27 protein-coding genes and 1 pseudogene are annotated in these 22,513 nt (G+C 61.5%); 13 read left to right on the forward strand and 15 right to left on the reverse strand.

The window, feature by feature from the left end; translation table 11 throughout:
• Nucleotides 1-92 precede the first annotated feature (92 nt).
• Nucleotides 93-977 (forward strand): sugar nucleotide-binding protein, encoded by an 885-nt coding sequence (locus tag KVH01_RS28250; protein WP_046069750.1) that lies wholly within the window; start codon nucleotides 93-95, stop codon nucleotides 975-977.
• A 126-nt stretch (nucleotides 978-1,103) separates the two neighbouring features.
• Here KVH01_RS28250 and KVH01_RS28255 read toward each other — a convergent pair whose 3' ends face one another.
• From KVH01_RS28255 to KVH01_RS28275, 5 genes are all read right to left on the reverse strand, one after another.
• The gene (locus KVH01_RS28255; protein ID WP_217883679.1) at nucleotides 1,104-1,802 is read right to left on the reverse strand and encodes an OmpW/AlkL family protein; all 699 of its coding nucleotides are present in this window, start codon (nucleotides 1,800-1,802) and stop codon (nucleotides 1,104-1,106) included.
• 94 nt (nucleotides 1,803-1,896) lie between these two features.
• Complete coding sequence (locus KVH01_RS28260) at nucleotides 1,897-2,418, reverse strand: DUF3299 domain-containing protein (RefSeq protein WP_217883680.1); 522 nt, start codon at nucleotides 2,416-2,418, stop codon at nucleotides 1,897-1,899.
• 11 nt (nucleotides 2,419-2,429) lie between these two features.
• Nucleotides 2,430-3,695: an ABC transporter permease gene (locus KVH01_RS28265; RefSeq protein ID WP_217883681.1), complete on the reverse strand. Its 1,266-nt coding sequence runs from the start codon at nucleotides 3,693-3,695 to the stop codon at nucleotides 2,430-2,432.
• A gap of 1 nt (nucleotide 3,696) precedes the next feature.
• The gene (locus KVH01_RS28270; protein ID WP_057014535.1) at nucleotides 3,697-4,407 is read right to left on the reverse strand and encodes an ABC transporter ATP-binding protein; all 711 of its coding nucleotides are present in this window, start codon (nucleotides 4,405-4,407) and stop codon (nucleotides 3,697-3,699) included.
• Between the two features lie 6 nt (nucleotides 4,408-4,413).
• Nucleotides 4,414-5,013 carry a DUF2796 domain-containing protein gene (locus tag KVH01_RS28275; RefSeq protein ID WP_217883682.1) on the reverse strand — a complete coding sequence of 200 codons (600 nt, stop codon included), beginning with the start codon at nucleotides 5,011-5,013 and terminating at the stop codon, nucleotides 4,414-4,416.
• Between the two features lie 129 nt (nucleotides 5,014-5,142).
• On the opposite strand from KVH01_RS28275, the gene KVH01_RS28280 reads away from it, so the two are divergent.
• Nucleotides 5,143-5,487 carry a hypothetical protein gene (locus KVH01_RS28280; RefSeq protein ID WP_217883683.1) on the forward strand — a complete coding sequence of 115 codons (345 nt, stop codon included), beginning with the start codon at nucleotides 5,143-5,145 and terminating at the stop codon, nucleotides 5,485-5,487.
• 103 nt (nucleotides 5,488-5,590) lie between these two features.
• Here the strand turns inward: KVH01_RS28280 and trxA are convergent, their stop codons facing one another.
• Genes trxA through KVH01_RS28295 form a run of 3 tightly spaced genes read right to left on the reverse strand, consistent with a single transcriptional unit; the run spans nucleotide 5,591 to nucleotide 7,611 of the window.
• Nucleotides 5,591-6,463 carry a thioredoxin gene (gene trxA / locus KVH01_RS28285; RefSeq protein WP_217883684.1) on the reverse strand — a complete coding sequence of 291 codons (873 nt, stop codon included), beginning with the start codon at nucleotides 6,461-6,463 and terminating at the stop codon, nucleotides 5,591-5,593.
• 33 nt (nucleotides 6,464-6,496) lie between these two features.
• Nucleotides 6,497-7,159 (reverse strand): class I SAM-dependent methyltransferase, encoded by a 663-nt coding sequence (locus KVH01_RS28290; RefSeq protein WP_217883685.1) that lies wholly within the window; start codon nucleotides 7,157-7,159, stop codon nucleotides 6,497-6,499.
• Nucleotides 7,156-7,611: a YbaY family lipoprotein gene (locus KVH01_RS28295; RefSeq protein ID WP_217883686.1), complete on the reverse strand. Its 456-nt coding sequence runs from the start codon at nucleotides 7,609-7,611 to the stop codon at nucleotides 7,156-7,158. Before KVH01_RS28295 ends, KVH01_RS28290 begins: the two co-directional genes overlap by 4 nt.
• A gap of 139 nt (nucleotides 7,612-7,750) precedes the next feature.
• Between KVH01_RS28295 and nrdR the strand changes: the two genes are divergently transcribed.
• From nrdR to KVH01_RS28350, 11 genes are all read left to right on the forward strand, one after another.
• Nucleotides 7,751-8,215 carry a transcriptional regulator NrdR gene (nrdR, locus tag KVH01_RS28300; protein WP_026082968.1) on the forward strand — a complete coding sequence of 155 codons (465 nt, stop codon included), beginning with the start codon at nucleotides 7,751-7,753 and terminating at the stop codon, nucleotides 8,213-8,215.
• On the forward strand, nucleotides 8,212-9,348 hold the full coding sequence (gene ribD, locus KVH01_RS28305) for a bifunctional diaminohydroxyphosphoribosylaminopyrimidine deaminase/5-amino-6-(5-phosphoribosylamino)uracil reductase RibD (RefSeq protein ID WP_217883687.1): 1,137 nt from the start codon (nucleotides 8,212-8,214) through the stop codon (nucleotides 9,346-9,348). The genes nrdR and ribD overlap by 4 nt, the downstream gene beginning before the upstream one ends.
• 48 nt (nucleotides 9,349-9,396) lie before the next feature.
• Nucleotides 9,397-10,059 carry a riboflavin synthase gene (locus tag KVH01_RS28310; protein WP_043051125.1) on the forward strand — a complete coding sequence of 221 codons (663 nt, stop codon included), beginning with the start codon at nucleotides 9,397-9,399 and terminating at the stop codon, nucleotides 10,057-10,059.
• A gap of 15 nt (nucleotides 10,060-10,074) precedes the next feature.
• The gene (gene ribBA / locus KVH01_RS28315; RefSeq protein ID WP_046069739.1) at nucleotides 10,075-11,166 is read left to right on the forward strand and encodes a bifunctional 3,4-dihydroxy-2-butanone-4-phosphate synthase/GTP cyclohydrolase II; all 1,092 of its coding nucleotides are present in this window, start codon (nucleotides 10,075-10,077) and stop codon (nucleotides 11,164-11,166) included.
• 88 nt (nucleotides 11,167-11,254) lie between these two features.
• Nucleotides 11,255-11,731: a 6,7-dimethyl-8-ribityllumazine synthase gene (gene ribH / locus KVH01_RS28320; protein WP_003194576.1), complete on the forward strand. Its 477-nt coding sequence runs from the start codon at nucleotides 11,255-11,257 to the stop codon at nucleotides 11,729-11,731.
• Nucleotides 11,728-12,228, forward strand: coding sequence for a transcription antitermination factor NusB (gene nusB / locus KVH01_RS28325; protein WP_046069738.1), 501 nt, complete (start codon nucleotides 11,728-11,730; stop codon nucleotides 12,226-12,228). Before ribH ends, nusB begins: the two co-directional genes overlap by 4 nt.
• A 17-nt stretch (nucleotides 12,229-12,245) precedes the next feature.
• The gene (gene thiL / locus KVH01_RS28330) at nucleotides 12,246-13,211 is read left to right on the forward strand and encodes a thiamine-phosphate kinase (RefSeq protein ID WP_217883688.1); all 966 of its coding nucleotides are present in this window, start codon (nucleotides 12,246-12,248) and stop codon (nucleotides 13,209-13,211) included.
• A 52-nt stretch (nucleotides 13,212-13,263) separates the two neighbouring features.
• On the forward strand, nucleotides 13,264-13,989 hold the full coding sequence (locus tag KVH01_RS28335; protein WP_217883689.1) for a substrate-binding periplasmic protein: 726 nt from the start codon (nucleotides 13,264-13,266) through the stop codon (nucleotides 13,987-13,989).
• Nucleotides 13,990-14,217: 228 nt separating this feature from the next.
• Nucleotides 14,218-14,835 carry a GTP cyclohydrolase II gene (gene ribA / locus KVH01_RS28340; RefSeq protein WP_217883690.1) on the forward strand — a complete coding sequence of 206 codons (618 nt, stop codon included), beginning with the start codon at nucleotides 14,218-14,220 and terminating at the stop codon, nucleotides 14,833-14,835.
• Nucleotides 14,832-15,251, forward strand: coding sequence for a nuclear FMR1 interacting 1 family protein (locus tag KVH01_RS28345; protein WP_043051120.1), 420 nt, complete (start codon nucleotides 14,832-14,834; stop codon nucleotides 15,249-15,251). Before ribA ends, KVH01_RS28345 begins: the two co-directional genes overlap by 4 nt.
• The gene (locus KVH01_RS28350) at nucleotides 15,248-16,033 is read left to right on the forward strand and encodes a cobalamin-binding protein (protein ID WP_217883691.1); all 786 of its coding nucleotides are present in this window, start codon (nucleotides 15,248-15,250) and stop codon (nucleotides 16,031-16,033) included. Before KVH01_RS28345 ends, KVH01_RS28350 begins: the two co-directional genes overlap by 4 nt.
• A gap of 69 nt (nucleotides 16,034-16,102) precedes the next feature.
• Here KVH01_RS28350 and KVH01_RS28355 read toward each other — a convergent pair whose 3' ends face one another.
• The 7 genes and pseudogenes from KVH01_RS28355 to KVH01_RS28380 form a co-directional block, all read right to left on the reverse strand.
• Nucleotides 16,103-17,986: a TonB-dependent receptor domain-containing protein gene (locus KVH01_RS28355; protein ID WP_217883692.1), complete on the reverse strand. Its 1,884-nt coding sequence runs from the start codon at nucleotides 17,984-17,986 to the stop codon at nucleotides 16,103-16,105.
• Nucleotides 17,987-18,126: 140 nt separating this feature from the next.
• A complete protein-coding gene (dxs, locus tag KVH01_RS28360; protein ID WP_217883693.1) occupies nucleotides 18,127-20,025 on the reverse strand; it encodes a 1-deoxy-D-xylulose-5-phosphate synthase in 1,899 nt (632 codons plus the stop codon).
• Between the two features lie 110 nt (nucleotides 20,026-20,135).
• Nucleotides 20,136-21,023 (reverse strand): (2E,6E)-farnesyl diphosphate synthase, encoded by an 888-nt coding sequence (gene ispA, locus KVH01_RS28365; RefSeq protein ID WP_217883694.1) that lies wholly within the window; start codon nucleotides 21,021-21,023, stop codon nucleotides 20,136-20,138.
• Entirely contained in the window at nucleotides 21,020-21,262 is a 243-nt protein-coding gene (locus KVH01_RS28370) for an exodeoxyribonuclease VII small subunit (RefSeq protein ID WP_003176346.1), read from the reverse strand. Before KVH01_RS28370 ends, ispA begins: the two co-directional genes overlap by 4 nt.
• Before the next feature lie 74 nt (nucleotides 21,263-21,336).
• Nucleotides 21,337-21,438 (reverse strand): annotated as a pseudogene (locus KVH01_RS30865) (hypothetical protein); the annotation flags it as partial.
• Nucleotides 21,439-21,545: 107 nt separating this feature from the next.
• On the reverse strand, nucleotides 21,546-21,959 hold the full coding sequence (locus KVH01_RS28375; protein WP_217883695.1) for a hypothetical protein: 414 nt from the start codon (nucleotides 21,957-21,959) through the stop codon (nucleotides 21,546-21,548).
• Nucleotides 21,916-22,513 (reverse strand): RHS repeat-associated core domain-containing protein (locus KVH01_RS28380; protein ID WP_318836590.1); only part of this gene is annotated, 598 nt, incomplete at its 5' end. The genes KVH01_RS28380 and KVH01_RS28375, both read right to left, overlap by 44 nt.

Consider the following 22,513-nt stretch of genomic DNA (forward strand, 5'->3'; position numbering starts at 1 on the left):
AAAATGCAACGATTCTGGCAACTACCTACGGCAAGGCGCACATGCCTGTCGATAATAACCATCGTTCCAAACAGACCGGGCCTGCTCAATCTATGCGAATGCGCCTTATGTTACTGGGCGGCGGGAATGCCCTCGGGCAGGCGCTGATTCGCCTCGGTGCAGAGGAAGACATCGGTTTCCTCGCACCCAAACCGCCCCAAGACGGCTGGGATGCCGCAAGCCTCACCCAATTGCTCGACGACACCCGTCCCGATGCATTGATCAACCTCGCCTACTATTTCGACTGGTTCCAGGCCGAAGCCGTAAGCGAAACCCGCCTGGCCGGCCAGGAATTCGCCATCGAGCGCCTGGCTGAACTGTGCCAGCACCACAGCATCACCCTGCTGCAACCGTCCAGCTATCGCGTATTCGATGGCTCCCGCGCCACCGCCTACAGCGAGAAAGACGAGCCGGTACCCCTGGGCCTGCGCGGTCAGGCGCTGTGGCGTATCGAACAAAGCGTGCGCGCCACTTGCCCACAGCATGTGCTGCTGCGCTTTGGCTGGTTGCTGGATGACAGCGTTGACGGCACTCTCGGGCGTTTTCTGGCCCGTGCCGAGAAACCCGATGAGTTACTGATGGCGGACGACCGTCGCGGCAACCCGACGCCGGTAGACGATGCTGCACGGGTGATCATCTCAGTGCTTAAGCAACTCGATTGCGCGGCGCCGTTGTGGGGTACCTATCACTACGCCGGGCATGAAGCGACCACGCCATTGGCCCTGGGCCAGGCAATCCTCACAGAAGCGCGCAACTTCCACGCCCTGGCCATTGAGTCTCCCACTGCCCAGGCCCACGCGGCGCGGCCGGATGCGGCAGAAGAACCGCAGCACGCGGTGTTGGCCTGCAAGAAGATCCTCCACACCTTTGGCATCAAGCCTCGGGCGTGGCGGGCGGGGTTGCCGGCGTTGCTGGACCGGTTCTATCGCCATAGCTGACACCACACAAAACCAAAATGTGGGAGGGGGCTTGCTCCCGATAGCAGAGTGTCAGTCAACAGATTCATGGACTGATCCACCGCTATCGGGAGCAAGCCCCCTCCCACATTGGTTATGCAGTGTTGCTTAGAACTTGTAGCCGATACCCACCATGTAAACCATTGGGTCCACGTCCACATTGACCTTGGCGCGAGTGCCCTGGCCCAGCGCATTGTTATCCACAGTCGCCTTGGTGCTGATGTCGATGTAGCGCGCCTGGGCGTTGATCATCCATTTGTCGTTGATCATGTAGTCGGCGCCGATCTGTGCGGCCCAGCCCCAGGAGTTCTCGGCCTTGAAGTTGCTGAAACCGGCTTGTTCGGCACGACCGCCAACGTGTTCGTCGTAGATCCAGGTGTAGTTGATACCGGCACCCACGTAGGGCTGGAACGCCGACTTGTTGTCCAGCGGGTAGTACACGACGCTCAGGGTCGGCGGCAGGTGTTTGAGCGAGCCGAGTTTGCCGTTGGCGGCGCCCAGGGCGGTGTTCTTGAGTTTTACGTCATGCTCGAACGGCGTGGCGGCCAGCAGTTCGATACCCACGTGGTCGGTGATCATGTAGGCGAAGTTCAAGCCCAACTGGGTGTCGCTGCTCATGGTCGCCTTGCCGCCCAGGTTGGTGCCGGCCAGTGGGCCCTGGTCAACCTTGACTTTGCTGCTGTCGGCGTCCGGGTTCACGGTGATTGCACCGGCACGCACCAGGATATCGCCCGCTTGGTGAGCGTGTGCGACCGGGGCGACGAGGGCGAGCGCGAAGAGGGACGCGCCGAGCAGAGACTTGTTCATGGGAGCTCCAGAGGACGTTTAAAAGTTGTACGTCCAATGGTAAAGATCGTTCCGTCCGGTCTTTTGACTCAGCTCAATGAAAGGGTGATCAGCGCTACTCCTGCAGCTCGTACATGTAAATCTTCTCGGCATCCATCTGGTAACCGGCGTCGGCCAGTTCGCTTGACGACGGCTTGACCTGCATCGCGCCTTCGACCCAGTACGGCTGATACAGCTCATCGAGCTTCACGCCGACTTCGCTTTTGACATGCACGATCTGGTTCGACGGCGGTGGCGGCACATGAATGCATGCACCGAAGTACGGCACCAGCAGGAACTCGGTGGTACGGCCTTCCTCACTGACCTCCAGCGGCACGATATACCCCGGCAGGCGAATGTGCTGGCCGTTGAGACCTTGCACCACCGGGGCATTGGGCAGGTCCTGCTTGGCCGCGGGCGCAGCTTCCACGGACAAGGCATCGGCCATGTTCGACAGGTCGTGCAGCGGTTTCATATTGGGGATTTCCGGCGGTGCGTCCGGCGGGATCATCTCCTGCCAGGACAAGTCCCTGGGCGGCTCATCCGCCCACACGGGCACGCTCACCAGCAACAACAGGGCAAACAGGGCACGACGCATCGAAGCCTTCCTCATAAACGGATGGACAGGCCATCGGCCAAAGATTGTCGATAGGCACGCCACGCGGGCACGCTGCCCATCAACAGCGCTGCCGCGAGAATACCCGCCAGCAGGGTCCATTCATATTTGCTCGGCCATGACATCGGCAGGTCCAGGCCGTAATTAGCCTGCAGGTAACCCCGTGACGCGGCGATGCACAGGTACAGCAGCCCCACGCCCGCCGTTACGCCGGCCAAGGCCAGGGCAAAGGCTTCGAAGATCAACAGGGTTGCAATATGCCACGGGCGCGCGCCCACCGACCGCAGGATCGCCATCTCGCGGCGGCGTTCGTTGAGGCTGGTGAGAATAGCCGTGAGCATGCCGATCAAACCGGTCAGCACCACGAACAGCGAGATCACGAACAAGGCTTTCTCGGCGGTGCCCATCATGCTCCACAGCTCTTGCAGGGCCACGCCCGGCAGGATCGCCAGCATCGGCTCGCCACGGAACTCGTTGATCTCCCTTTGCAGGGCGAAGGTGGAAATCTTGTTGTTCAGGCCGAGCATGAATGCGGTGATGGCTTGTGGGGTCAGGTCCATATTGCGCGCCTGGTCGGCGCTGATGCGGCCTTTGCCCTGGGCCGGCACGCCGTTGTGCCAGTCGATATGGATCGCTTCCATGCCGCCCAGGCTGATATGCAGCGTGCGGTCCACCGGGGTGCCGGTGCGCTTTAGGATACCGACCACGGTGAAGGGTTTGTCGTCATGCTTGACCAGGCTGACCACTGCCACGCCATGGGCCAGCACCAGCTTGTCGCCGAGCTTGTAATGCAGGGCATCGGCGACTTCGGCACCGAGCACCACTTCGAACGGGTCGGTGGCGAACGCGCGGCCGCTGGCCAGTTCGAGGTTTTGCTTGCGCCCGTACTGGTAATGCTCGAAGTAGGATTCGTTGGTGCCCATCACCCGGTAGCCGCGATGGGAGTCACCCAGGGAAATCGGAATCGCCCATTTCACCTGGGGGTTGGCGGCGAAGTGCTCGTAGCTGTCCCAACGAATATTGTTGGTGGCGTTGCCGATACGGAACACCGAGTACAGCAGCAGGTTCACTGAGCCCGAACGTGCACCGACGATCAGGTCGGTACCGCTGATGGTGCTGGCGAAGCTGTTGCGTGCCTCGACGCGCACGCGCTCCACTGCGAGCAACAAGCAAACGGAAAGCGCGATGGCGAAAGCGGTGAGGATCGCGGTAAAGCGGCGGTTAGCCAGGCTGGCCATGGCTAGACGAAACAGATACATCTCAAACCTCTGCGGGCGTGGCGGCGCGATTGAGTTCGGCCAGCGACAGGTTGCGGTCGAACAGCGAGGCCAGGCTCTGGTCGTGGCTGACAAACAACAGGCTGGCGCCAGCGTCGCGGCATTCAGCGAACAGCAACTGGATGAAGGCTTCGCGGGCGTCGTAGTCCAGGGCCGAGGTGGGTTCGTCGGCGATCACCAGCTCCGGTTGGCCGATCAACGCACGTGCTGCGGCGACCCGTTGTTGCTGGCCGATGGATAGCGAGTCGGCGCGCCGCTCAAGCAGATCCTTGTCCTTCAAACCCAGGTGCGCAAGCAAGGTCGCGGCCGCCTGGTCGACACTGCCGTGGCGCTGCCGGGCCCGCTGTGCGCGCAGCTTGGAAAAGTGGCAAGGCAGCTCGACGTTTTCACGCACTGACAGAAACGGCAGCAGGTTGAATTGCTGGAAGATGTAGCCGGTGTGGTCGACGCGGAATCGATCCCGGGCGCCGGCCGAGAGTTCGGTCAATTCCTGGCCGAGCAGGCGGATGCTGCCCTGGCTGGGTTTCTGCACGCCACCCAAGAGCCCCAGCAGCGTGGTCTTGCCACTGCCGCTCGGGCCCTTGAGAAACAGGGTTTCCCCGGGCTCCAGGCGGAACGCGGGAATGTCCAGCAACTGTGGGTGACCGGGCCAGTTGAAGCCCAGATTGGACAGTTCGATCAATGGGTGGGTCATGTGAACTCAGAACTTCAGGGTGGCTGCGGTGGCCGTCGCGTCAACACCTTGCTGACCGCTTGGGCCGATCAGTTGTACCTGAATTTTCGTGGTTGCAGGGAAGGTCTTGAACACTTGGCTCAGGTCGAGGTTGCCCAGGGCCGTCGGCGTGGCGCAGGTGAACTGGTAGTGGGCGTGGATCTCGCTGTGGTCGTGATGATGCTCGTGGGCGGCAGCGCCTTTGCCGTCGGTGGCGTGGTCATCGTCGTCATGCTCGGCTTCGGGCTTGTCACCGAACAGCGGGCTGTTGAGTTCCTGGCTGCTGACCTTGCAGCCTGCGGCCTTGGGCAGGTTGAACAGTGCCAGCGGGTTCTCCAGCTGCTTGCGCGCGGCGGCGACCTTGGCTTTGTCGGCGGCGCTGGTCGCGGCATGCTCGAACCCCACCAGGTTCATGGCCGGGCTGTCCAGTTCAAGCTCCAGGGCCTGGCCGTCCAGTACCGCGTTGAGGCGAGCGACGCCATGTTCGTGGGCGCCAAGGCTGCCATGCTCGTGGTCATGATCTTCGTGAGCATGTGCGACTGCCAGTGGCAGCAGGGCAAACGGCAAAGCGAGCAGCAAACGGCGCATGGGACGGCTCCAGAATGAAAGTTATGTTATGTGATCTTATAACAATAAGTTTGAGAGTTTGACCGCCCGCTTGGCGTTGCGCAAGCGGCATGGGAGCATGCCCATCAGAAAAATGCAGGAGGAAGGACGATGTTGCGAATTCGTGGAACCGTCGGCGACCTGCCGGTGGACTTGACCCTGGAACTGGATGACGGTGATTGGGCGCGGCTGGGCGCACAGTTACAGGCCGCTCCAACGCCAAGTGCGCCAACGCCGACGCCAGTCAAACAGAACGAGGATCTGTGGCAGCACGCCCAGGATTTGCTGCGCAAGGCCGGGCAACTCAATGGCCTGGAGTTGCTCGATCAACTGGAAGGGTTGGCTGGCGATGCCGGGGCAGGCAAGCGCCTGCTGGTACGCCTGCGCCACAGCGCCAAGGTCAAGGTGAGCAGCGGCGGGGATACGCCGCTGTACACCTGGGTTGACCCTTTGTAGGAGCGAGCTCGCTCGCGAAAAACTCATAGGCGCCGCGTTCATTCATGAAGCACGCGTTATCGTTGAAGTTTTTCGCGAGCAAGCTCGCTCCTACAGGGTAGGGTTAGTACAGCGCAGCAAACAACTTGCGGCGGTACACAGTGACCAGTGGGTGGTCATTGCCCAACAGTTCGAACACCTGCAGCAAGGTCTTGTGGGGCAAGCCTTCGCTGTAGCTGCGGTTGCGGATAAACAGCTTGAGCAAGCCTTCCAGCGCCCCATCGTATTGCTGGCGCGCCAGTTGCTGGATCGCCAACTGATAGGCCGCTTCATCGTCCTGCGGGTTTTGCGCCAGGCGGCTTTTCAGGTCGGCAGTATCCGGCAAGTCCGCAGCCTGGCGCAGGAAGGTGATTTGCGCCTTGGCCCCGGCCAGGGCAGCCTTGTGGTCGTCACTTTTGACGGCGTCGAGCACCGCCTGGGCTTCGCCCAATTCACCGCGTTCGGCCAGGCAGCGTGCGTACAGGATCAGTGCCGGGGCGTTGGTATTGTCCTCGCCCAACAGCGCCACCAGCAGCGCTTCGGCTTCGCTGATACGCCCTTCGCTGAACAACGCTTGGGCCTGTTCCAGCGGATCCGCCGCAGCCGGTGGTGGCATCTGCACATGGGGTTCCAACATGGCCCGCACCGCCGACTCCGGTTGTGCACCGGCAAACCCGTCCACCGGCTGGCCATCCTTGAACAGCACCACCGTCGGCAGGCTTTGAATGCCAAAGCGCGCGACGATGTCCTGTTCAGCCTCGCAATCGACCTTGGCCAGCAGCAACTCACCCTGATAACTCTCGGCAATCTGCGCCAGCATCGGCATCAGCGCCTTGCATGGCGCACACCACTCGGCCCAGAAGTCCACCAGCACGGGTTTTTCAAAAGAGTTCTGAATCACTGCCTGGTCGAAGTTGGCGGTGGTGACGTCGAAGATGTACGGCGTGGGCTCACTCATGGGGCGTCTCGAATAAAGCGGGAATGGGGGCAACTATAAAGGCTGGCGCCGCGAATGGTACAGACTCACCTTACGAAACTCCCAAGGCTCGGCCAGATCCGGCAGGGTCAGTGCATCGAGGATATCCAGCCGTTGGTAATGTGGGTGACGGAAGTCCCGCACCCGCGAATCTGCCACCAGCGCTTCGCGGCCACGGCTGAGGAATTGATCCAGCAGCGGCAGGTTGGCGCGGTCGTAAAGTACGTCGGCCACCAGGATCAGGTCGAAGCGGTCGGCTTCGGCGAAAAAGTCTGCCGAATAACCCAGCTCCACCTGGTTGAGTTCGGCGTTTGCGCGGCAAGAGGCCAGGGCCAGCGGGTCGAGATCACAGGCCACCACTTCCTGGGCGCCGGCTTTTACCGCGGCAATCCCGGCCACGCCGGAGCCGGCCCCGAAATCCAGCACGCGTTTGCCCGCGACCCACTCGGGGTGCGCCGCCAGGTAACGCGCCAACGCCAGGCCGCTGGCCCAGCAAAAGCTCCAGTAGGGTGGCTCATGCAGGATGCGCCGGGTTTCCTCCTGGCTGAAGGCACGGTCCATGTTGTCGGCGTCGAGCAGCCACAACGACAAGTCAGTGCCCGGGAGCGGGCAGGGCACCAGTTGCGCGTCGCCGATCAACTCGCTCAAGGCGCGTTGCAGGTGCAGCGGTGGCGTCATGGCGCCTTGACGAATTGCAGGGGGCCGGTGGTCTGGGTGATCGCCTGGGTGACGCGCACCGCAGGCAGGTGCAGGATCAACTGGCCGGACTGGCTGGCGCGGCCACGCAATTCAACCCGCGCACCGGCCGGGAAGGCTTCAGGGTTGAAGCGCAGGCGGAAGGCCAGCGGCTTGCCATTGCCGCTCAGCACGCTGCTGGCGAGCAGTTGCTGCGGGCGCGAACGGTCGTCGATCACCAGCAGTGCCATCTCGACTTCGGCGCCGGCGGGCACGTTGGTCAGGCTGCCGCTGATTTCCCGTTGATAGGCGGGCAGGGGGCCGAGGTCTTCAATGCCCGGGACTTTCTTCTCCTGCGCCGGTGTCGGCTGAGGCGCGGCCGGCTTGGGGGCTTCGCTGCTGCAGGCGACCAGAAAACTGAACAGGGTGAGTAGAACAAGTGGTCGTAACTGCATGTACGGCTCCAGAAAGGACAAAATCCGTGGCTTAAAAATAAGAAACATATAAGCCTGCCTATATACCGTAAAGGCTATGGCTTGTCTTGCCACAGGGATGCGCTAACATGGCCCTCCCATTTTTTGTTGCCTGCCAACCATGCACTGTCCCTTCTGCGGTGCCAACGACACCAAGGTCATTGACTCACGTCTGGTCGCCGAGGGCGATCAAGTGCGTCGCCGGCGCGAATGCCTGGCCTGTGGTGAACGTTTCACCACCTTCGAAACCGCCGAACTGGTATTGCCCCGTCTGATCAAGTCCGACGGCAGCCGCCAGCCTTTCGACGAAGAAAAACTGCGCGCCGGTATGCAGCGCGCCCTGGAAAAACGCCCGGTGAGCGTCGAGCGCCTGGAAGCGGCGCTGGTGCACATCAAGCACAAGCTGCGTGCGACCGGCGAGCGCGAGGTCAAGAGCCTGGTCGTCGGCGAGCTGGTGATGGGCGAGCTGCAAAAGCTCGACGAAGTCGCCTATATCCGTTTTGCCTCGGTGTATCGACGCTTCCAGGACCTCAATGAGTTCCGCGAAGAAATCGACCGCCTGGCCCGTGAACCGGTGAAAAAATGAACCCACCCAGCGCTGAACAGGCGGTCCTTGACGCCCATTACATGGCCCGCGCCCTCGAATTGGCGCGCAAGGGCCTGTACACCACTCACCCCAACCCGCGGGTTGGCTGCGTGATTGTGCGTGACGGGCAGATTGTCGGCGAAGGCTGGCACGAGCGCACCGGCGAGCCCCATGCCGAGCCGAATGCCTTGCGCGCCGCCGGTGACAAGGCCCGTGGCGCGACGGTGTACGTCACCCTTGAACCGTGCAGCCACCATGGCCATACGCCGCCCTGCGCCGATGCGCTGGTGACGGCTGGCGTGGCGCGGGTGGTCGCCGGCATGCAGGACCCCAACCCGGAAGTGGCCGGGCGCGGTATGCAGCGCCTGGCCCAGGCCGGTATCGAGGTGCGCAGCGGCGTATTGGAAGCTGAGGCGCGGGCGCTCAACCCGGGCTTTCTCAAGCGCATGGAGCACGGCCTGCCGTTTGTGCGGGTCAAGTTGGCCATGAGCCTGGACGGCCGCACCGCGATGGCCAGCGGCGAAAGCCAATGGATCACCGGCCCCGCTGCCCGCGCCGCCGTCCAGCGCCTGCGCGCCGAGGCCAGTGTGGTGTTGACCGGTGCCGACACGGTGCTGGCCGATGATGCCCGCTTGACCGTACGTGCCGCTGAGCTGGGCCTGGATGAGGCCACCACGGCCCTGGCCATGTCGCGCCCACCGTTGCGCGTGTTGATCGACGGCCGCCTGCGGGTGCCGCTCAACGCCCCCTTCTTCAAGGCCGGACCGGCACTGGTCATCACCTGCGTCACCGCGCAAAACCAGTACCCCCGTGGCCCCGAGTGCCTGGTGGTGCCGGGCGTGGACGGCCAGGTCGACCTGCGTTCCGCCCTATTGGCGTTGGCCGCACGTGGCGTCAACGAGGTGCTGGTGGAAGCCGGCCCAAGCCTGGCGGGTGCGTTTGCCCAACAGGGCCTGGTGGACGAATACGTGATTTTCATCGCCGGCAAATTCCTTGGCTCCGCCGCCCGGCCGCTGCTGGACTGGCCGCTTGAGAAACTGGCCGACGCCCCTCGACTCAAAATCACTGAAATGCGTGCTGTAGGCGACGACTGGCGAGTCACTGCCATTCCCGTCCCTGCAGCGAGCGTATAATTCCCGGCCTGCGCTTGAGCGCCCGCCCCTCGTTTTCAGGAGAACGACATGTTCACCGGCATCATCGAAGCCATCGGCAGCATCCGTGCAATGACCCCCAAGGGTGGCGACGTCCGCCTGCTGGTTGAAACCGGCAAGCTGGACCTTGGCGACGTCAAGCTGGGCGACAGCATCGCCGTCAGCGGCGTGTGCCTGACCGTCGTCGACCTGCCGGGTAATGGCTTTGCCGCCGACGTCAGCCGGGAAACCCTGGACTGCACCGCGATGAACGACCTCAAGGCCGGCAGCCCGGTCAACCTGGAAAAAGCCCTGACGCCTACCACGCGCCTGGGCGGTCACCTGGTCAGCGGCCATGTCGACGGTGTCGGCGAAGTGGTGGCCCGCAGCGAAAATGCGCGTGCCGTGGAATTCCGTATCCGCGCGCCAAAAGAGCTGGCCAAGTACATCGCCCACAAAGGCTCGATCACCGTCGACGGCACCAGCCTGACCGTGAACGCCGTCAATGGCGCCGAATTTGAACTGACCATCATTCCCCACACCTTGAGCGAAACCATCATGGCGTCATACCAGCCAGGACGCCGGGTGAATCTTGAAGTCGACTTGCTTGCCCGTTACCTGGAGCGCCTGCTGATGGGCGAAAAGGCCGCAGAGCCTGCATCCGGGAACATCACTGAAAGTTTTCTGGCCGCTAACGGCTACCTGAAATCCTGACCAAGGGGGTGCCGCGTGGCGCTCAATAGCATCGAAGAACTGGTTGAAGACATCCGCCAAGGCAAGATGGTCATCCTTATGGATGACGAAGATCGCGAGAACGAAGGCGATATCATCATGGCCGCCGAGGCGTGCCTGCCTGAGCACATCAACTTCATGGCCAAGCACGCCCGCGGGCTGATCTGCATGCCCATGAGCCGCGAACGCTGCGAACTGCTAAAGCTGCCGCTGATGGCGCCGCGCAATGGCTCGGGGTTCGGCACCAAGTTCACCGTATCGATTGAAGCCACCACGGGCGTCACCACCGGTATTTCCGCCGCTGACCGTGCGCGCACCGTGCAAGCCGCTGCCGCGAAAGACGCCAAGGCCGAAGACATCGTCAGCCCGGGCCATATCTTCCCGCTGATGGCCCAGCCGGGCGGCACCCTGGCACGCGCCGGCCACACCGAAGCCGCCTGCGATCTGGCGCGCATGGCCGGCTTCGAGCCGAGCGGGGTGATCTGCGAAGTAATGAACGACGACGGCACCATGGCCCGTCGCACTGAGCTTGAAGCCTTTGCCGCCGAACACAACCTCAAGATCGGCACCATCGCCGACCTGATTCACTACCGTATGATCCACGAACGTACCGTTCAGCGGATTGCCGAGCAGCCGCTGGACAGCGAACTGGGCCAATTCAATTTGGTGACCTACCGTGATTCAGTGGAAGGCGACGTGCACATGGCCCTGACCCTGGGCAATATTTGCGCCGAAGAGCCGACCCTGGTGCGGGTGCACAATATGGACCCCCTGCGCGACCTGCTGATGGTCAAGCAACCGGGCCGTTGGAGCCTGCGCGCCGCCATGGCTGCGGTCTCCGAGGCGGGCAGCGGTGTGGTGTTGTTGCTCGGTCACCCATTGGATGGCGATGTATTGCTGGCGCATATCCGCGAAACCGCTGACGCCGTGCCGGTGAAAAAACCGACCACCTACAGCATCGTCGGTGCCGGTTCGCAGATCCTGCGCGACCTCGGTGTGCGCAAGATGCGCCTGATGAGCGCACCGATGAAATTTAATGCGATATCCGGATTCGACCTGGAAGTTGTAGAATACGTGCCCTCCGAATAAAGGCTGGCGGTTTCTGCCCCTTGTTCGCGGTTAAATCATCACTGAGGGACGCACTTTTCGCGTCCCGGCTCTTTAAGAGATTTGTCGAATGACCCTGAAGACCATCGAAGGTACCTTCATCGCCCCCAAAGGCCGCTATGCCCTGGTGGTTGGCCGCTTCAACAGCTTCGTGGTTGAAAGCCTGGTAAGCGGTGCCGTTGACGCCCTGGTTCGCCACGGTGTGAGCGAGAGCGACATCACCCTTATCCGTGCCCCTGGCGCCTTCGAAATTCCACTGGTTGCGCAAAAAGTTGCTCAACAGGGCGAATACGCGGCGATCATCGCCCTGGGCGCGGTCATTCGTGGCGGTACCCCGCATTTCGAATACGTGGCCGGCGAATGCACCAAGGGCCTGGCCCAGGTGTCCATGGAGTTCGGTGTACCAGTTGCCTTTGGCGTGCTGACCGTTGACTCCATCGAACAAGCCATCGAGCGCTCCGGCACCAAGGCCGGTAACAAAGGCGCTGAAGCTGCCTTGTCCGCGCTGGAAATGGTCAGCCTGCTGTCGCAGTTGGAGGCCAAGTGATTTCCGACGAGAGCGATCGTTTCAACCCGCGCGACGAGCGTCCAGCCGATGCCGGCAAGCCCTCGAAAAGCGAAAAGCGCCGTGCGGCCCGTCAGCTCGCCACCCAGGCGCTGTACCAGCGTCACATGGCCGGCACTTCGCTGAACGAGATCGAAGCGCAATTTCGCGTCGATAACGACTTCACCTTTGCTGACCAGAGCTACTTCCACGACATCCTGCACGGTGTTCCGGCCAACCAGGCCGAGATCGATGCTGCGCTGTCGCCATGCCTGGACCTGACCCTCGAAGAGCTGGACCCGGTCGAGCTGGCGGTACTGCGCCTGTCCACCTGGGAGCTGCTCAAGCGCGTTGACGTACCGTACCGCGTGGTGATCAACGAAGGCATCGAACTGGCGAAAGTCTACGGTTCGACCGACGGCCACAAGTTCGTCAACGGCGTGCTCGACAAGTTGGCCCCGCGCCTGCGCGAAGCCGAAGTGAAGGAACACAAGCGCTGATTCGCGCTTGAGTTCCCATGGGTGAGTTCGAGCTGATCCGCACGTTCTTCGCCGCCGCGCCCTGTGCGCAGGGCGGTGAAGGCATTGCCCTGGGGATCGGCGACGACTGCGCCTTGCTGGCGCTCCCAGCCGGAGAGCAACTGGCTGTTTCTACCGATACGCTGGTGGCCGGCGTGCATTTTGCCGACCCCTGTGACCCGTTCCTGCTCGGCCAGCGCTCGCTGGCCGTGGCGGTGAGCGATTTGGCCGCCATGGGCGCCAATCCCCTCGCATTCACCCTTGCCCTGACCACGCCGAGCATCGACGCCGATTGGCTGCAACGCTATGCCCAAGGCTTGAACGCCATGGCGCAAAGCTGCGGTGTGGGCTTGGTGGGAGGGGATACCACCCGTGGGCCGTTGAGCCTGACCCTTACTGTGTTTGGCCGTGTGCCGGCGGGGCAGGCGTTGACGCGCAGCGGAGCGCGGCCGGGTGACCTGCTATGTGTCGGCGGTGAACTGGGCAACGCCGCCGGTGCCTTGCCGCTGGTATTGGGGCAACGCACTGTCGACGCTGCTATCGCAGCGCCGTTGCTGGCGCACTACTGGTCGCCGCAACCGCAGTTGGCCTTGGGGCTGGCGCTTCGGGGTCGGGCGACCTCGGCCATGGACATTTCCGATGGGCTATTGGCCGATTGTGGGCATATCGCCAAGGCCTCGGCGGTCCGCCTGGTGGTCGAACGTCACAGGTTGCCGTTGTCCACAGCCTTGCTGACGTTCGTCGGCGAAGACCAGGCCCGTGTGGCGGCGTTGAGCGGCGGCGATGACTACGTGCTGGCGTTCACTATGCCAGCGTCCCAGTTGGTGCCGTTGCAGGCGGACGGCTGGCCAGTGCATGTGATTGGTCGGGTCGAGGCCGGGCAGGGCGTGACGCTGCTCGATGCCAACGGCGAGGACGTCACTCCGGCGGTGCGCGGCTACCAGCATTTTCGCCGGGCGCCCTAAGCTGGCGTCCTGCGCTACCCTTAATAGGTTTACTCCAGAAGAGGCCGTCACTATGGCTGTACGCCGCTGGCTGCTGATCGTGCTGTGTGCCTTTGCCTTCATGGCACAGGCGGACGAGATGCCTGTGCCTGGCAAGATCGTGCTGGCCAGTGAGCAGTGGAACGACTACACCAACCAGGATGGCAGCGGCCTGGCCTGGGACCTGTTGCGCCAGGTCTTCGAGCCCGCGGGCATTACCTTGCAAACCCGCAGCGTGCCTTATACCCGCTCAGTCGGCCTGGCCCAGCGCGGCGAGGTGGATGGTTGCGTCGGATCCTATCGCAATGAGGTCAGCGGCGTGTTGTACCCCCAGTGGAACTTCGACGCCGACCACATCTACGCCCTCGGGCTGGCAACGGCGCCCACGCCGACGTTGGCGACGCTGGGCGACTACCGCCTGGCCTGGGTGCGCGGCTACAAGTACGAGCAATACCTGCCGAACGTGCGCCGCTTCAACCAGATCGAGCGGCGCAGCGGTATCCTGCCGATGCTGCTACATGGCCGCGCCGATTTCTATATCGATGCCCTCACCGAAGCCAAGTATATGCTCAGCCAGTCCCAGGATCCGACGCTGTTCAAGCTTACGCATATCGCCGAATTGCCGCTCTATATCGGCTTCGCCGACACCGAGCGCGGGCGGGCGTTGATGGGGGTGTATGACCGGCGTCTGGCCACCCTGGTCAAGACAGGTGAGTTGAAAGCGATTTTTGCACGCTGGAACCAGCCCTATCCATTCTGATTTCACTGCAGGAGCGAGCTTGCTCGCGAAAAAATCATAGGCGCCGCGTTGAATCAGAATGCCTGCGTTAACGTTGACGACTTTCGCGAACCGGCTCGCGCTACATAGAATCAATCCGAAGGCCAATCGAACCTATTGATCTTTATCAGCGATAATTCAGCTTAAGCGTCTGTAGGAACCTACTGTTACAATGGCCGCCTCTGTGAAATCTGAAATCAGGAGCACACGGTGCCCGTCGTTTTCGTCGCTGCTTCCAAGCTGCCTACCCCCTTTGCCACGTTCACCATGAACGGCTTTCTCGAAGAAGCCACCGGGCGCGAGCACGTTGTGCTCAGCCTCGGCGACATCGCCGATGGTGCGCCGGTGCTGGGGCGTGTGCATTCCGAGTGCCTGACCGGCGATGCGCTGTTCAGCCAGCGCTGTGACTGCGGTTCGCAACTGGAAGCGGCAATGCAAGCCATAGCTCGTGAAGGCCGTGGCGTGCTGCTGTACCTGCGTCAGGAGGGCCGCGGCATTGGCCTGCTGAACAAGATCCGCGCCTACGAACTGCAAGACGGTGGCGCCGACACCGTGGAAGCCAACGAACGCCTGGGCTTCGCGGCTGATCAGCGTGACTATGCGATCTGCCTGCCGATGCTCGAGCACCTGGGGGTCAAATCCCTGCGTTTGATGACCAACAACCCGCGCAAGGTCAAGGCCTTGACCGAGATGGGCATCACCGTGGCCGAGCGCGTGCCGCTGCACACCGGGCACAACCCGCACAACAAGCTCTACCTGGCGACCAAAGCCAGCAAGCTCGACCACATGATGGGCAACGAGCACCAGGGCGAGGTCGACCGCGCGTGACCCGAGGCCAGGTAAAGCGGCGACTGTCTTTCAACTGGTGGCAGTACCTGGCCCTGGCATTGCTCCCATTGTTTGTGATCAACCTGGTATTTGGCCGCGCCGAATCCCTGCTTCCCGTGCTGGCCATGCCGTTTTTCATTGCCGGTGTGGGTTCGATGTTTCTCAGCCTGCGTTATTTTCACGGCTATAAACACGCGCTGATCGCTACCTCCAAAGCCCTCGATACCCCTGAAGAACCCGCTGCCTGGATCACCCTGGCGGCGCGTCGGCGCACGGCCTTGCTGGTGGCCGCGCTACCGGCCTGGATTGGTGCGTTGGCGGTGTTCGTCGGGCTGGAAGCGGTACCGCTGTTCCTGCTGGCAATGTCGACCATGGTGCTCTTTTACCTCTACCGCATTCCGCGTCAACTGGGATGAGCCGCTACTGGCTGGCACTGCTGCTGGTATTCAGTGCTCAGGCGATGGCGGTCGAGAGAGTGGTCAGCCTGGCGCCGTCACTGTCTGAAATCGTGGTTGAGTTGGGCGCCGCCGACCTGCTGGTGGGCGTACTCGATGGTGGCGAACGCCCGACGGCGTTGGCGAAAGTGCCGTCGGTCGGGCATTACGGCCAGTTGGACATGGAGCGCCTGCTCAGTCTCAAGCCTGACTTGATCCTGCTGTGGCCCGGCAGCGTTGGTCCGGCCCAGCGCGAGCAATTGCAGCGCCTGAATATCCCGGTGTACGTCGCCGAACCCCATAGCCTTGAACAGCTGACCACCCAGGTCCAGGCCATTGCCGAGCAATTGGGCCGCGCGCAGGCTGGTCGAGTGTTGGCCGATAAGCTGAGTAAACGCCTCGCCGAACTGCGACAGCGCTATCGACGCACCGAACCTTTGCGGGTGTTTTATCAAGTGTGGAACCAGCCGCTGTATACCGTGGGCGGTGGGCAGATCATCAGTGATGCGCTGGGGGTATGCGGGGCGCGCAATGTGTTTGATGATCTTAAGCTGCCGGCTCCGCAGGTCAGTGTGGAGTCGGTGTTGCAGCGTAATCCCGAGGTGATTCTGGTGGGTGATCAGGCGCAGATGGATGTGTGGAAAGCATGGCCGACGATGGCGGCACGCGTCTTACTAGTGCCGGACAAGGGCCTGGAGCGGCCCAGTGGGCAGATGTTGGAGGCGGTGGCGCGGTTGTGTCAGGTGTTATCACCTGACCTGTGACACCGCTATCACAGGCAAGCCACAGGGGAATGCCTTTCAAATGTGGGGCTTGCCTGCGATGACGTCGGTTCAGATCTCAGGTGTCCACGTCACCCCAAACATCCACGCCCGGCCTTCTTCGCGATAGTCATGATTGTTCTCATAATTGGGCTCGTCATAGCTGTACCTCGCCCGCGCATAAGTCTTGTCCAGCACGTTATCGACCTTGACCGATAACAACACGTCCCGCGTCAATGCCCAACTGCTGCGCAGCCCCAGCAAGCCATAGCCCGACAGGCGCTTGGTGTTCTCTGCATCGTCATAGCTGCTGCTGACGGCTTGCCAACTGGCTCCCACGCCCAAACGGTCAAACTGACGATCCAGATCCAGGCTCAAGGTACGGCGTGCGCGACGTTCCAGAGTGTGGCCGCTGTTCCGATCGCGAGGGTCGATGACCGACAGCCCGAGGGCGCCTTGCCAGCCAAACAACTCCTGCTTGAGCGCGGCCTCAAACCCATTGATCCGGGCCGACGCTACATTGCGCGGGATATAGAAATCTATCTGCTGGGCAATGATGGCGTCCTTGAGGTCGGTGCGATACAGCGAGGCCTCCAGGCGCGTTGTGTCAGTCAGTTGGCTGCGCCATTGCAACTCATAGCTTTTCGAGTGTTCGGGCTTGAGGTTAGGGTTGCTGCTGAATGGGTAATACAGGTCATTGAAGCTCGGCGCGCGGAAACCTTCGCTGTAGGACAGTAACAGATCGTTATTCGGGTTGAGCGGCAGGGTGAGGGTACCGCTCCAAGTGTTTTGGCTACCGAATTGCTGGTTGGTGTCGTGGCGCAGGCCCAACTCAGTGGAAAACGCCTCAGCCTTGAATCGATGCTGGATAAATACGGCACGGTTCCAGCGGCTATCAGCTTTCAAGTTTTCACTGGTGTGGACGCGGTCTTCATACCAGTCCCCGCCCAGGATCAAACTGTTACGCTCAGTCAGGCTCAAGTCGTTTTGCCAGTTAACCGAATCGCGATAGGTATTGAAGGCACTGTTGTAATCGCTCAAGCGGTCGCGCTTTTCGTCGCGGTTCTCGCTGTGGCCCAGTTCCACGCGGGTTTGCCAGGCATCGTTGAGCTTGGCATCGACGTAACTGCTGGCGCTGCTCACGGTGTAGTGGGTGTAGGGATTCATACCTACGGCCTCAGTCAAACTGATGCTGCGGCCGAAGGGGTTGTCATATTCAGCCTTGCCTCGCCCATCCAGCAGGTTGAGTCCCACTTCTACATCATCACCCAGCGAGTGGCTGAGGTTGAGGCTGATGGATTTGTTGCGATAGGCGTCGTGATCAGCGTCGCTTGCGAAGGATTCGCGGGTCCAGTCGATGCCCTGGGTTTCATCCAGGCTGGCGCCGAGGTTGAAGCGCGTGCGCCCATCACCGCCCGACAAGCCAAGGCTGCGCTCCCAAGTCTGATGGCTCCCAAAACCCAGGTGTAGGCGTGGATAGATGCCGGCTTCGGCGTTACGTCGCGTGAAAATCTGGATGACCCCGCCGATCGCATCGCTGCCGTAGATCACCGAGCGTGAGCCGCGCAGTACTTCCACCCGCTCAATCTGATCCACACTCAAGAACTGTAGCCCGCTGTCACCCGATGTGGCGTTGGCAATGCGTTGGCCGTCCACCAGCACCAAGCTTTGAGCCGTCTTGGTGCCGCGAATGAAGATCCCCGGCAAACTGCCACGTCCACCGGTCGGCGCAACCTGCACACCCGGCACGCGGCTGAGCAGGTCGGTGACGCTGGTGGGCTGCAGACGGTCGATGTCGGCACGGGTGAATACAGTGTTGGCAGCGCTGCTGTCGTTGCGCGCCTGCACTTGGCGGTTGGCACTGATGACCACGTCGGAAAGCTTCAAGGCCTCGTCGCGGGTGTCGGCGAGCAGGTTGGCGGCGGGTAGCAGTAGGGCAAGGCACAGGCGTTTCATGGGCTGTCCATAGCGTTCAAAGGTGGCATAAATCAAATGTGGGAGGGGGCTTGCCCCGATGGCGGCGCGTCAGTTGCAGATGTGCTTGCTGACACTCCCTCATCGGGAGCAAGCCCCCACCCACATTTTAGTCCCGGTTTCTACAGGCCCAGCAGCGCCATGCGCTCGCGCACCGAGGCTTCGATGCCGGCCTCATCCAGCCCGCACTCAGCCAGCATCTGTGCCGGCTTGGCATGCTCGACGTACAAATCCGGCAGGCCCAGGTGCAGCACCGACTTGAGGGTGTTCTCCCGCGCCAGGAATTCGCTGACCGCCGCACCGGCGCCGCCCATGATCGCGTTCTCTTCCACCGTCACCAGCAGCTCATGGCTGGCGGCGATCTCGCGCACCAGGGCTTCATCCAGCGGTTTGACGAAACGCATGTCGACCACAGTGGCGTCGATCTTCTCGGCGACTTTCAGCGCTTCGGCCAGTTGCACGCCAAATACCAGGAATGCGATTTTGCCGCCTTGGCGACGCACGATGCCTTTACCGATCTCAATCGGTTCCAGGTTTTTGTCGATCACCGCGTTCGGGCCATTGCCCCGCGGGTAACGTACGGCGGCTGGGCCGTTGTACAGGTGGCCGGTGCTGAGCATCTTGCGCAGTTCGTTCTCGTCGCTCGGCGTCATCACCAGCATGCCAGGGATGCAGCGCAGGTAGGACAGGTCGAAACTACCGGCGTGGGTCGGGCCGTCTTCGCCCACCAGGCCGGCGCGGTCGATGGCGAACAGCACATCGAGGTTCTGTACCGCCACATCGTGAACAAGCTGGTCATAACCGCGCTGCAGGAAGGTGGAGTAGATCGCCACCACCGGCTTGGCGCCTTCGCAGGCCATGCCGGCAGCGAAGGTGACGGCGTGCTGCTCGGCAATCGCCACGTCGAAGTAACGCAGCGGGAAACGCTCGCTGAACGCCACCAGGTCGGAGCCTTCCTTCATTGCCGGGGTAATGCCCACCAGGCGCGGGTCGGCGGCGGCCATGTCGCACAGCCATTCGCCGAACACACCGGAATACTTCGGCCCGCTGGCTTTTTTAGGCGCAGCGGCGGGGGCGTCCAGGGGCTCAAGCTTGGTGATCGCGTGGTAGCCAATCGGGTCGACTTCCGCCGGGGCGAAGCCTTTGCCTTTCTTGGTGACGATATGCAGGAACTGCGGGCCCTTGAGGTCACGCATGTTACGCAAGGTGGCGATCAGGGTCGGCAGGTCGTGGCCGTCGATAGGGCCGATGTAGTTCCAGCCCAGCTCTTCGAACAGGGTGCCGGGCACCAGCATGCCCTTGGCGTATTCTTCGGTGCGACGGGCGATTTCCCACGCGCCAGGCAGGCGCGAGAGCACTTTTTTGCTGCCTTCGCGCATGCTGGCGTAGGTGCGGCTGGAAAGAATCTTCGCCAGATAATTGGACAGGCCCCCGACGTTACGCGAGATCGACATGTCGTTGTCGTTGAGGATCACCAACATGTTGGCGTCCACTTCCGGCGCGTGGTTCAACGCTTCGAAGGCCATGCCGGCGGTCAGCGCGCCATCGCCGATCACGGCAATGGCCTTGCGCTCGCTACCTTGCAGACGGGCGGCAATCGCCATGCCCAGCGCTGCACTGATGGAGGTGCTGGAGTGGCCGACGCCAAAGGTGTCGTATTCGCTCTCCGAACGGCGCGGGAAGGCGGCCAGGCCATCCTTCTGGCGCAGGCTGCCCATGCGCTCGCGACGGCCGGTGAGGATCTTGTGTGGATACGCCTGATGGCCCACGTCCCACACCAGCCGGTCATCCGGGGTGTCGAACACGTAATGCAGGGCGATGGTCAGCTCGATCACGCCCAGCCCGGCGCCGAAATGCCCACCGGTCTGGCCGACCGTGTAGAGCAATTCCAGGCGCAACTCATCGGCCAGGGTTTCCAGCTCGGCTTCACCCAGTCGACGCAGGCCGTCCGGCGTGGCAGCGCGGTCGAGCAAGGGCGTGGACGGGCGTTTGCGGGGAATCTCTTGAAACGTCGTGGGCATCAGGCGAATCGTTATAGGTATAGAAGAGGCGGCAGTTTACCTCAAGCCGTGCAAACTGCCCACGCAGAGCGCCGAACTTGGCCGATATGCGGCGCAAATGGCCGGGGTTGTCAGTGGCGGCGCTCGACGATATACCGCGCCAGGTCCCGCAGGGGCTCGGCCGCCGCGTCGAAAGGTCGCAGGGCATCCAGGGCCTGGTCACGCAATTCAATGGCATATGCCTTGGCGGCTTGCAGCCCAAGCAATGCAGGGTATGTCGGCTTGTCCCGTGCGATATCGGCGCCTTGGCGTTTGCCCAGGGTAGCCGTGTCACTTTCTACGTCGAGAATGTCGTCCTGTACCTGGAACGCCAGGCCGATGGCCCGGGAATAGGTTTGCAGGGCCGCCAACTGTGCGGCTTGGGCACGGCCACTGGCCAAGGCGCCCAGGTGCACAGCGGCTTCGATCAGCGCGCCGGTCTTGTGGCGATGCATGTGTTCGAGGGCTTCTTGATCCAGCTTGAGACTGACCGAGCCCATATCGATGGCTTGCCCGCCGACCATACCGGCTGGGCCTGCGGCGTGGGCCAGGGCGGTTACCATGCGCAGGCGGATCTCGGCGTTGACGCTGCTCAGGCGCGGGTCCAGCAATGCGCTGAACGCCAGGCTCTGTAAACCATCACCGGCCAGGATCGCATAGGCTTCATCAAAAGCTTTATGGGTGGTGGGCTGGCCGCGACGCAAATCGTCGTCGTCCATAGCCGGCAAATCGTCATGTACCAGGGAATAGGCGTGGATAAGCTCCACCGCGCAGGCGGCACCATTGGCTTCTTCTACTGGTGCACCCAGGGCTTCACACGCCGCATAGGCCAGCAACGGCCGCACACGCTTGCCGCCATTCATCACGCTGTAGCGCATGGCTTCATAGAGGCGCGTCATTTCCGGGCCTGGCGCTATAAACAAGGGCTCCAGCGCCGCATTCACCCGGGCTTGGCTACTGGCCTGGTACGCGTCGATCATTCCGGCTGTTCCGCATCGAAAGGTTCTTCGGCCAACTCCCCATCACGCTCCAGCAACACCTGGACCTTCTGCTCCGCCTGCGCCAACGCGCTCTGGCAGTCGCGGGTCAGGCCGATGCCCTGCTCAAACGCCGTCAACGAGTCCTCCAGCGACAACTCGCCGTTCTCCAGCCGCTCGACCAGGGTTTGCAGGTCGGCGAGGGATTGTTCGAAATCCAGTGCAACTTTTTTGCGGGCCATGGCGGCAATTCCGGTAGACGGTAAACCGGCGCGACACTAGCAGACATGGGGGATGGGGGCAAATGAGTAGGGGGCTACTCGTGGGTGGGATTGATCCGATAACGCGTGCTGCGGCCGCCTCCGGGGAGGCGTGTCAGGCAGTTTTTTTCCAGTAGGTCGGCCAGGTGGCGTGTTGCAAGGTTCAGCGTGGGTGATCCATGGAGGAATGCCTGGGTGGGGTGAGCCGAATAGAGGGGGTTATTCGGCTCATTTGGTGAGCCGATTGCGCGAGCTATTTCGCATTTCAGTGAAAACAGGCGTCGATTCTTTCGACTTTTAGTTTGATAAAGTGGTCGTTGCATTCGGGGTGGTCATATTGTATGCCCTCGACATTAAGAGATGTGAAGGTCATTAAGATTTCATTGCGCAGGTCTCCGTAGAGGACGTAGGAATAACCGCGATTTGTATGTTTTATCAACGTTTTAGTTTTGCCAGTCCGTTCAATTTCGTAGTTTTCGGAAAGATTTAATGTAAGTTCTACATCATATGTTTTACCCACTTCAAGATCATAGGGGCAATAGCTGGCGAAGCAGTTTATAGTCGTTCCGTCGATGTTCAGGGTCACGTCTTCTTCTATATGTTCGTTGAGCGCTACGACCTTTGCTTTTTTATAATTATTGGTTGTAAGGTCTGATGGTTTTGTTAGTGGCGTCGCCATTTATCATCCTCCAGAAGTCTTTCCCACTTTTGGTATGTAAGGTGGTTATGTTGCCATCTGCATTCGTACCCGCGAATGCAAATTTCGCTTGGCCCGTTCTATTCGTTCCCATGAGTAAAACATATCCTGTTGTCGATTTGCTTTTGTAGAGGTAATTGACAGGAATGCCTTCGTTCACGACATGTCGTGCCGTGACTAAATATTCATTGGGGGTCTCTACTCCGAATTCTGGCCCATGCTTTTCGTAGTGCTCGTTTAGTTTTTGCTTGTTGGCAAACTCTGTTGGACGGGTTGTTACAATTGGCTGGTTTGGTTCGCCTGTATTTACCTTAGCTGCATCTGCTGGATCTTCAACTTCTGCTTGCGGTTTGCATCCGTCCTCCCCAGGACATCTACTCAAACCTAGCGGATCCACCCATCCCGTAGGATTGGGCACGTACTGGTACCCATTGACCCCACCCGCCAACTTCACCGGATCCGGCGTCAGGTAACGACCAACATCTGGATTGTAGTAGCGATGGCGGTTGTAGTGCAGCCCGCTTTCCTGATCGAAA

The organism is Pseudomonas khavaziana (assembly GCF_019145205.1).
Lineage (GTDB): Bacteria > Pseudomonadota > Gammaproteobacteria > Pseudomonadales > Pseudomonadaceae > Aquipseudomonas > Aquipseudomonas khavaziana.

Bases quoted from the DNA above. Each gene is read 5' to 3' on its own strand.
- KVH01_RS28250 (WP_046069750.1), top strand. From the start codon at position 93: ATGCGAATGCGCCTTATGTTACTGGGCGGCGGGAATGCCCTCGGGCAG.
- KVH01_RS28255 (WP_217883679.1), bottom strand. From the start codon at position 1,802: ATGAACAAGTCTCTGCTCGGCGCGTCCCTCTTCGCGCTCGCCCTCGTC.
- KVH01_RS28260 (WP_217883680.1), bottom strand. From the start codon at position 2,418: ATGCGTCGTGCCCTGTTTGCCCTGTTGTTGCTGGTGAGCGTGCCCGTG.
- KVH01_RS28265 (WP_217883681.1), bottom strand. From the start codon at position 3,695: ATGTATCTGTTTCGTCTAGCCATGGCCAGCCTGGCTAACCGCCGCTTT.
- KVH01_RS28270 (WP_057014535.1), bottom strand. From the start codon at position 4,407: ATGACCCACCCATTGATCGAACTGTCCAATCTGGGCTTCAACTGGCCC.
- KVH01_RS28275 (WP_217883682.1), bottom strand. From the start codon at position 5,013: ATGCGCCGTTTGCTGCTCGCTTTGCCGTTTGCCCTGCTGCCACTGGCA.
- KVH01_RS28280 (WP_217883683.1), top strand. From the start codon at position 5,143: ATGTTGCGAATTCGTGGAACCGTCGGCGACCTGCCGGTGGACTTGACC.
- trxA (WP_217883684.1), bottom strand. From the start codon at position 6,463: ATGAGTGAGCCCACGCCGTACATCTTCGACGTCACCACCGCCAACTTC.
- KVH01_RS28290 (WP_217883685.1), bottom strand. From the start codon at position 7,159: ATGACGCCACCGCTGCACCTGCAACGCGCCTTGAGCGAGTTGATCGGC.
- KVH01_RS28295 (WP_217883686.1), bottom strand. From the start codon at position 7,611: ATGCAGTTACGACCACTTGTTCTACTCACCCTGTTCAGTTTTCTGGTC.
- nrdR (WP_026082968.1), top strand. From the start codon at position 7,751: ATGCACTGTCCCTTCTGCGGTGCCAACGACACCAAGGTCATTGACTCA.
- ribD (WP_217883687.1), top strand. From the start codon at position 8,212: ATGAACCCACCCAGCGCTGAACAGGCGGTCCTTGACGCCCATTACATG.
- KVH01_RS28310 (WP_043051125.1), top strand. From the start codon at position 9,397: ATGTTCACCGGCATCATCGAAGCCATCGGCAGCATCCGTGCAATGACC.
- ribH (WP_003194576.1), top strand. From the start codon at position 11,255: ATGACCCTGAAGACCATCGAAGGTACCTTCATCGCCCCCAAAGGCCGC.
- thiL (WP_217883688.1), top strand. From the start codon at position 12,246: ATGGGTGAGTTCGAGCTGATCCGCACGTTCTTCGCCGCCGCGCCCTGT.
- KVH01_RS28335 (WP_217883689.1), top strand. From the start codon at position 13,264: ATGGCTGTACGCCGCTGGCTGCTGATCGTGCTGTGTGCCTTTGCCTTC.
- KVH01_RS28350 (WP_217883691.1), top strand. From the start codon at position 15,248: ATGAGCCGCTACTGGCTGGCACTGCTGCTGGTATTCAGTGCTCAGGCG.
- KVH01_RS28355 (WP_217883692.1), bottom strand. From the start codon at position 17,986: ATGAAACGCCTGTGCCTTGCCCTACTGCTACCCGCCGCCAACCTGCTC.
- dxs (WP_217883693.1), bottom strand. From the start codon at position 20,025: ATGCCCACGACGTTTCAAGAGATTCCCCGCAAACGCCCGTCCACGCCC.
- ispA (WP_217883694.1), bottom strand. From the start codon at position 21,023: ATGATCGACGCGTACCAGGCCAGTAGCCAAGCCCGGGTGAATGCGGCG.
- KVH01_RS28370 (WP_003176346.1), bottom strand. From the start codon at position 21,262: ATGGCCCGCAAAAAAGTTGCACTGGATTTCGAACAATCCCTCGCCGAC.
- KVH01_RS28375 (WP_217883695.1), bottom strand. From the start codon at position 21,959: ATGGCGACGCCACTAACAAAACCATCAGACCTTACAACCAATAATTAT.